At 61.6% G+C, this 7609-nt stretch carries 7 protein-coding genes and 1 pseudogene; 1 reads left to right on the top strand and 7 read right to left on the bottom strand.

From position 1 onward, the window contains the following. From HX846_RS12745 to HX846_RS12715, 7 genes are all read right to left on the bottom strand, one after another. The coding region (locus HX846_RS12745; protein ID WP_178965498.1) for a glycosyltransferase at positions 1 to 968 on the bottom strand (968 nt) is incomplete at its 3' end. Positions 969 to 1039: 71 nt separating this feature from the next. After that, the gene (locus tag HX846_RS12740) at positions 1040 to 2122 is read right to left on the bottom strand and encodes a nucleoside hydrolase (RefSeq protein ID WP_177035611.1); all 1083 of its coding nucleotides are present in this window, start codon (positions 2120 to 2122) and stop codon (positions 1040 to 1042) included. Positions 2123 to 2146: 24 nt separating this feature from the next. Then, entirely contained in the window at positions 2147 to 3457 is a 1311-nt protein-coding gene (locus tag HX846_RS12735; RefSeq protein WP_008436141.1) for an MFS transporter, read from the bottom strand. 223 nt (positions 3458 to 3680) lie between these two features. Next, positions 3681 to 4313: an N-carbamoylsarcosine amidohydrolase gene (locus tag HX846_RS12730; protein WP_003215327.1), complete on the bottom strand. Its 633-nt coding sequence runs from the start codon at positions 4311 to 4313 to the stop codon at positions 3681 to 3683. Between the two features lie 139 nt (positions 4314 to 4452). Continuing rightward, positions 4453 to 5205 carry an Asp/Glu racemase gene (locus HX846_RS12725; RefSeq protein WP_102606103.1) on the bottom strand — a complete coding sequence of 251 codons (753 nt, stop codon included), beginning with the start codon at positions 5203 to 5205 and terminating at the stop codon, positions 4453 to 4455. Positions 5206 to 5216: 11 nt separating this feature from the next. Continuing rightward, complete coding sequence (locus HX846_RS12720) at positions 5217 to 6026, bottom strand: alpha/beta fold hydrolase (RefSeq protein ID WP_177022551.1); 810 nt, start codon at positions 6024 to 6026, stop codon at positions 5217 to 5219. After that, complete coding sequence (locus tag HX846_RS12715; RefSeq protein WP_003215332.1) at positions 6023 to 7156, bottom strand: FAD-dependent monooxygenase; 1134 nt, start codon at positions 7154 to 7156, stop codon at positions 6023 to 6025. Before HX846_RS12715 ends, HX846_RS12720 begins: the two co-directional genes overlap by 4 nt. 308 nt (positions 7157 to 7464) lie before the next feature. Here HX846_RS12715 and HX846_RS12710 point away from each other — a divergent pair. After that, positions 7465 to 7609, top strand: a pseudogene (locus tag HX846_RS12710) (2,5-dihydroxypyridine 5,6-dioxygenase); the annotation flags it as partial.

The following is a 7609-nucleotide window of genomic DNA, read 5'->3' as shown; positions in this document are numbered from 1 at the left end:
ATCGGTGTGGTAACGCTGGGTGTGCCGCAGAGCATCGCGTCGGCCAGCTTGCCCTTGATCCCGGCACCAAAGCGCAGTGGCGCCAGGCAGATACGCGCAGCGCTCATGACCTGCAATGCATCCTCGGCCCAATTCATCACGTGGAAGCCCTGGGCCGGGTTGTGCAGCGCGGTGGCCTTGGGTGGCGTATAGGCGCCGTACACGTGGAGTTGAGCGCCGGGCAGTTGCTGGCGGATCAGGGGCCACACACTGTTCTTCATCCACAACACCGCATCCCAGTTCGGCGCATGGCGGAAATTGCCGATGCTCAGGAAGTGGGCACGGTCCTCAAAGGGGGCAAAGGCTTCGGTGGGCGGCGCCAGCATCAGCGGGCACCAGTGGAGCAGGGCAGCGGGCACCTTGAAGTGTTCGGTCAGCAACTGGATTTCCACGTCGGAGATCATCAGGCTGATGTCGCAGCGGTAGATCGCGGCGATCTCGCGCTTGGCCAGGTCGGTGTCGGCCATGTCATCGAATTCGGCGGCCAGGTCCCGGCTGAACAGCGCGTCGAAGTCATCAGCTTCGGGGTGGGCCTTCAGGAAATCCTTGAAGCGCTGGTGGCGGGCGTCCCGCAGGCTTTGCAGGTCGGATGCTTCCAGCACCCGAAGAGCATTCGGGCAGGATTTTTCCACGCGCCAGCCGAACTGTTCTTCCATCATGAAACGGTCGAACAGCACGATATCCGGAGCCAATTGCTGGATAAACGCGTCGAAACTGCTGTTATTCAACTCGATCGCGCATTCGCGAATGCCCAGGGCGGGCAGGTCGGCCTTGTGTTCGCCGGTGACCGCCGGGCTGCTGAAGGTGATGTCCCAGCCTTGGGCCAGGAAACTCTCCAGAATCTGCATCATGTGCCCGCTGGCCGCCGAGGAGCGAGGCTCTGGCCAGACGTAGCCAATGACCAGGACTTTGGTGGCGGGCTGATTCATCGACAACGGATTCCTTGAAGGGCTGGGCAAAGGCGCGCAATTAAACCACAGCCCCTCAAGTTCCGGCGCACTCAGCGGAAGATGTTGACCGGCGTCGGCAGCGTCACCAACCCTACATAACCGTCCCAGAACTGCTTCTGGTCCACCGCGAAGACCACCTTGGCCTTTTGCGTGCCGACCGGCGCGCCTTTCTTGTAGCCCAGTGCCCGGCCATAGTCGGCGCCGAAGGTGGCATCCACGTCCACCCACAGCTCGCGGGATTCGGTGACGATCCCGGGGTTCACGAGAAACAGTGCCGGCAGGCTGTCCCAGGTGAAGCTGTGGTAAGCCGGGTCCTTGGCGAACAGTGGCCCGAACTCGTGCTTGTACAGGTCGGCAATCGGGCCTTTGTGTGCGATCACCCGCTCATACACCGACTTGTCGAAGGTGACTTTCTCACAGACATCGTTGGGAAAAATCACGTGTTCGATGGGCGAGCGCAACACGATCTTCGCCGCCTCCGGGTCGAACCACCAGTTGAACTCCGCCGCCGGCGTGGTGTTACCCGGAATCTCCAGCGCGCCGCCCATGTACACGATGCGCTTGATCAGCGGCACGATGTCCGGGGCCGAGCGAATCGCCAGGGCAATGTTGGTCAGCGGGCCGACCGCCAGGATCGTTACCTCGTGGGGGTTGGCCCGTACGCTGTCGACGATGAACTGGGCGGCGGTTTCCTTGCGCAGCCTGGTGTGGGTCGCCAGGCCGTCCGGTGGCGCGACCAGTTGTGAGGCACTGGTTGGCCGCGGGTTCTTGAACGCACCCGGCCAGCCGGAACCGAACAGGGCTTTTTCCGCCTCATAGGTGGCGTAGTCATGCAGCAGCGGGTAGGCGGCGCCGGAATACACGCCGACTTCCTTTTCCACACCCATGCGTTCCACCGCCTTGAGGGCGTCGACCTGTTCCTGGTCGACCCAGGCGTTGCCGCTGACCAGGGTCATGCCCAGCAGGTCGATGCGTTTTTGCCCGTGCAGTTGGGCGAGCATGATAAAGGCCTGGCCGTCATCGTTGAGCACGTTGAAGTCGGTGTCGAAGATGACCTTTTCTGCGGCCTGCGCCGCGCCGGCACACAGGCCCACGGCGACAAGCAGGGCACAGCGCTTGATGAAACCTTGCATGGAGACTCACCCGAAAAATTGTTGTTAACGGTTTACCAGCTTCGCCGGCAAGGCGATCACCAGGAAGCTGCTGAGAATCAGGCAGCCGGCAAAAAACCACAAGGCCCCCGCGCTGCTGCCGGTGACGTCAATCGCCACGCCCATCAACGAGTTGCTCACCAGGCCTGCGATGTTCGCCAGCGAGCAGGCCAGGGCAAAGCCGGTGGCCGCTGCGGTGCCTTTCAGGAAGGTCGCCGGCAGGCTGAAAAACACCGGCACCGCACCGATGATCGCCGCCGAGGCAATCGCAAACAGCGCCACGGTGGCGACCACGTTATGGGTGAAGAACGTACTGGTAGCCATCGCCGCCGCGCCGATGAAGAACGGCACGATGATGTGCCAGCGGCGTTCGCGGTGTTTGTCGGAGCTGGCGCCGATCAGCAGCATGCCCAAGAGGGCCGCCACGCTGGGCAGGGCCGTGAGGATGCCGATGTGGAAAGTGTCGGTAATCCCGGCGTTGCGGATGAATGTGGGCATCCAGAACCCCATGGCATAGGCACTGAGCAGGATCGAGAAGTCGATACCGCCGAGCATCCACACCTTGAGGTTGAAGAAGCCGTCGCGGAAGCTGTGTTTGCTGGCGGCACCGTCGGCGTCGTCCTTGCGCAGTTCGCTTTCCAGCAGGTTTTTTTCTTCCGGCGACAGCCACTTGGCTTGCTGATAGGTATTGGGCAGCGCCCAGAAGGTCCACACACCGAGCAGCACGCTGGGCACTGCTTCGATCAGGAACAGCCACTGCCAGCCGCGCAGGCCGGCCATGTTGTCGAAGTGGCCCATGATCCAGCCCGACAACGGGCCGCCGATCACGCTGGACAGCGGCAGGCCGATCATGAACAGGGCGATGATCCGCCCCCGGCGATGGGTGGGAAACCAGGTGGTCAGGTAATACAGCACGCCCGGCAGAAACCCGGCTTCGGCCGCACCCAGCAGGAACCGCAGGATGTAGAACTGGGTGGTGGAGGTGACCAGCATGGTGCAGGCCGAAAGCAGGCCCCAGGTGATCATGATGCGGGCGATCCAGATCTTCGCCCCGACCTTTTCCAGGATCAGGTTGCTGGGGACTTCGAAGATGATATAGCCGACAAAAAACAGTCCGGCACCGAGGCCGAACGCGGTTTCGCTGAAGTGCAGCTGGTCGAGCATCTGCAGTTTGGCGAAGCCGATATTGATGCGGTCCAGGTAGGCCGCGAGGTAGCAGAAACACAGGAACGGAATCAGCTTCCAGGTGATCTTGTGGTAGAGCGTGTGGACCGGATCGGCGACCGTAGTCGCGGGCGCTGCATTCGCAATGGGCATTGAGGTGTCTCCTGGCGGTGACTTATGGTTTTTATACGGCCGCTTTTTCAGCACTTCGGAGTGCTGTGAAAGCGACTTCCAAAGGCAGTGACAGAAGACTGAGGTGGCCCTGTTGGAGGTGATCAAGTGTGGGAGCGGGCTTGCTCCCACATTCGACTGCATTCCAGCGTGGGCGCTCAGTTTTTTCCGGACCACGCTCTTTGTCGTGGTTCCTGTTGACGCGTTATTGCTCCTTGAACTTGCTCATCGCCTCCTGCTTGCTCACCACGTCGCCGTACTTGCTGTCGATATCGAACAAGTTGGCTTCATGGGGCGCCGGGTGGCGGTCGCCGACGCATTCGCGCACGACGATGGTACGAAACCCGTGTTGCACCGCATCCACTGCGGTGGCCCGGATGCAGCCGCTGGTGGAACAGCCGGCGAGCACCACGGTGTCGATGCCCTGGGCGTGCAGCATCGGGGCCAGGCTGCTGCCGAAAAACGCGCTGGCGTATTGTTTGGTGATGACCACTTCATTGGCCAGGGGCAGCACTTCGGTGCAGAAGGCGGCGAGGGGGTTACCCTCGACCATGTCTTTCATCACCGGGGCCTTTTTTACCCAGATACCGCCGTCGGCGAAATGGCCCGGATGGTAGCGGATATTGGTGTGCACCACGCTGATTCCGTGACGCCTGGCGCAGGCCAGCAGCTCGACGCTTTCGGCCACGGCGATGCGCACTTCGGGGGCAAACAGTGGCGCGCCTTCGGTGGTATAGCCTTGCATGAAGTCGATCATCAGCAGGGCGGATTTTTTGCCGAAGCCGATTCGGTTACCCCAGACGCCCTGGTAGTTGGCGTCGGCGGATTGTTCGCTCATCTTTCAGTCCTCGGTAATGGACAGTGCACATAACCTTGTGGCGAGGGAGCTTGCTCCCGTTGGGCTGCGTAGCAGGCCTGTTTTTTTGGGGGCGCTTCGCACCCCAGCGGGAGCAAGCTCCCTCGCCACAAAAGCGTTTTTAGTAGGCTCCCGACAGGAGGGCGCCGGCGCCGGGGACGATGGGTTCCAGGTCCAGGGCCTTGAGCATGGCGTAGGTGGTGGCGATGGCGGCGGTGAGTACCGGCAGGCCGGTCTGGGCTTCGACCTTCGCCACCACGGGCAGGGACTGCATTTGTACGCAGGCCGACAGCACGATTACGTCGACACCTTCCAGGTTCATCCCGGCAACAATCGCCGGCAGGTTGGCCGGGTCGTGGCGGGCCACTGCAAGGTTGTCGGGGATTTCCAGGGCGCGCCAGTCCACCACTTCAAAGCCTTCTTCGCGGATGTAGTTCACCACCAGTTCGGTCAGCGGTTTCATGTACGGCGCAACAATGGCGATGCGTTTGGCGCCCATGACTTTCAAGCCTTCGATCAGGGCGCCGGCGCTGGTGATCACCGGGGCGTTGGCGTCGTTGTCGGCGGTGGCCTTGCGCAGGCGTTGCTCGGACTTGCGGTGGTAACCCAGCCCCATCGCCATGATCGCTACCAGGCAGGCGTAGCCCAGCACGTCGACCTTGGCGTCGGACAGTTCGATGGCGCAACGGTCGGACTCACCGTCCATGGCCGCCAGTTCTTCCTTGCGCACTTGCTTCATGCGCATGCGGCTGGAGTGAAAGGTGAAACGTTCCGGGCGGATCGCCTGGCGCGCGTTAAGCATCGCCGGGATCTCGGTTTCCATGGTGGTGTTGGAGCTCGGCACGATCTGGCCGATGCGGTAAGGCTTGAGCATGGTGGTCTCCGTTATGCAGTCAGGGGCTGGCCGAGGAAGTCGCCGAAGGCAGCGAAAAAGCCTTCAAGGTCGTCCCAGGGGATCATGTGTCCTGCATTTGGCACATGGGCGACCTGTAGGGTCGGCTGTAACTGTCGGACTTCCGCGACATCTTCGGCCTGAATTACACCGCCGCGTCCGGCAACAATCAGCAGGGCAGGAGCCTCCAGGTGAGGCAGGTCCTGATGGAAATCGACGGTATGGAAGTCATTGAACGCACGCACGATCGCCGGCTCGTAGCAGGTGTGCAGCCATTCGGCGCGCAGTTGCAGTTGTTCGTCGGTCCAGGTGGCGCAGAAGGCGCGCATCGCCTCCGCATCCATGCCGACCTGGGATTGACGAATCGAATCGACGTACCACGGCAGTTTGCTTGGGTATTCGCGGCGACCCGGGCCGGACATCGGCGGGTCGATCAACACCATGCGGTTGACACCTTGTGGATGGCGCACCGCACTGCGTACGGCAAACCGCGCGCCCATGGAATGGCCGACCAGGTGATAGCTGTCGAGCTTCAGGGCGTCGGCAAACGCGCCAATGTCATCGGCGCAGGTGTCGGCGCTGTAGTCCAGCTCCGGGCCGGTGGACGACAGGCCGCGACCGCGCACGTCCAGCACGTAGGTGTCGAAGTGCAAACCCAGGCGTTCCGCGACAAAACCCCAGGTAATCGCCGGGCTGGTGATGCCGGGAATCAGGATCAGTGCCGGGCCCTTGCCGCCGTAACGCAGGTAATGCTGGCGGATACCATTGGCCTGGACGTTGCCGCCATAGAGAAAGCTGCTCACGCCGCCACCCCCGATTTCAGTTGCTGGGCGTAGAGGTCATAGCCGTAGACCCAGTCCGGATCTTCCTGGGTGCGCAGCCAGGTGTTGGCGTTGGACACGGCCTGCACCCGGGACGCGCGTTCCTTGCGGTTGGCTTCATACAGCTCGAACGCGGTGCGGTAGTCGCCGATCCCTGTTTCCTGCAGGCAGCGCGTCAGCATCGCGGCGTCTTCGATGGCCATGCCGGCGCCCTGAGCCATATGGGGTTTCATCGGGTGGCAGGCATCGCCCAGCAATACCAGGCGACCACGGCTCCACAACGGCAGCGGGTTGCGGTTGCGCAACGGCCATTTGGTCACGCTTTCGGTGGATTCGATCAGGGCCTGGACGGTCGGGTGGTAGCCCTTGAAGGCGTCGAACATCTCCTCCCGGCTGCTGTCGACGAAGGCGCCCTGGAAGTCCCATTCCGGGTGCGGCACGCCGGTGACGTAGTAGTACTCGTCGCGCTTGCCGGTGGTGTAGTAGACCATCATGTGCCGGTCCTCGGTCCACCACTTGATGCAGTCTTCGAACTTCAGGTCGTACTTGGCCAACTGGTCGCCACGGATCAGCGCACGGTGCGCGACCCAGCCGCTGTACAGCGGTTTTTCGGCACCCAGCAGCTCTTCACGAATGCGCGAGTTGATGCCGTCGGCACCGATCACGATGTCGGCGTAGGTTACCTCGCCGTCGGCGAAAGTCAGGCGCACCTGGGTATCGGTTTCTTCAAGGGTTTCCAGGCGCTTGTTGAAGTGCAGGGTGCCGGGCTTGAGGGTGGACATCTGCAGCGCGTGCAGATCGCCGCGGTGCACGGTGATGTAGGACGCGCCGTAGCCAGTCAGGGGAATGCGTGACAGGTAGTCGCCGGTTTCACCATCGCGGCTGAACCAGTGCTCGGGGTGCGACCCCATCAGGTCCAGCTGTTTTTCGATGCCCATGCGGCGGAAGATTTTCATGATGTTGGGGCCCATGTGGATCCCGGCACCCAGGCGGGAAAACTCCGGCGCCTGCTCGTAGATGTCCACGTCGAACCCTGCCTGTTGCAGCAGGGTGGCAGCGGCGGCACCGCCAAGGCCGGCGCCGACGATTGCGATTTTTTGTGTGCTTCCCATGGGGCGTGGTCCTCTTTTTCGAATAATGGCCGGCGGCGTCTGTCCGCAAGGTTTTTAAAGTGTATACGCTCATTTTTTCAAATGAAAAGCCCACGCCTGAAAAATTGTTTTTTTGGCCATATCGATCCCCTGTAACCGGTTATCTCCATATATCACTGGGTTTGTGTGGATTCGTAACGTTTTGGCGTGGTGCTTGCAGTCCATGCTGAAATCAGTTCTTATCGTGATTAATTGGCGTATACGCTATAAAAACGCACTAGAGTGAAGCGCCCTGCAAGATCTTGGTGCAGCAGCTGAGGAGACAGGAAATGCCGGTAAGTGATTGCGAACTGACCCAGATGTTTGAGCACGTGTTGAAGCTCTCGAAGGTCGACCCGACCCAGAGCGTCGCCGTGCTCAAGAGCCATTACTCCGACCCGCGCACCGTGCGCGCCGCGATGGACGCGGCGCAGC

This window comes from Pseudomonas sp. K5002 (genome assembly GCF_013386655.1).
Classification (GTDB): domain Bacteria; phylum Pseudomonadota; class Gammaproteobacteria; order Pseudomonadales; family Pseudomonadaceae; genus Aquipseudomonas.
This window is presented reverse-complemented; position numbering and strand designations above follow the sequence as displayed.